Below are 276 nucleotides of genomic sequence, written 5' to 3' on the forward strand. Positions count from 1 at the left end.
GCAAGCGTCACGACTTCCACTACACCTATGAAGTGGGCTACGACGACGAGGGCATCATTGAGGGCGTGAGCGTGGACATGACCTCGCGCTGCGGCTTTTCGGCGGACCTCTCCGGCCCGGTGATGACGCGCGCCGTCTGCCACTTCGACAACGCCTACTGGCTGCCCGATGTGTCGATTTCGGGCTTCTGCGGCAAGACCAACACGCAGTCGAACACCGCGTTCCGCGGCTTCGGCGGCCCGCAGGGCGCGTTCGCGATCGAGTACATCATGGACG

1 protein-coding gene is annotated in these 276 nt (G+C 64.1%); it reads left to right on the plus strand.

From position 1 onward, the window contains the following. Window positions 1-276 (plus strand): molybdopterin cofactor-binding domain-containing protein (locus tag SB751_RS30050; RefSeq protein ID WP_410749028.1); only part of this gene is annotated, 276 nt, incomplete at both ends.

This window comes from Cupriavidus sp. SIMBA_020 (assembly GCF_046535395.1).
In the GTDB taxonomy this organism is placed as follows: domain Bacteria; phylum Pseudomonadota; class Gammaproteobacteria; order Burkholderiales; family Burkholderiaceae; genus Cupriavidus; species Cupriavidus campinensis.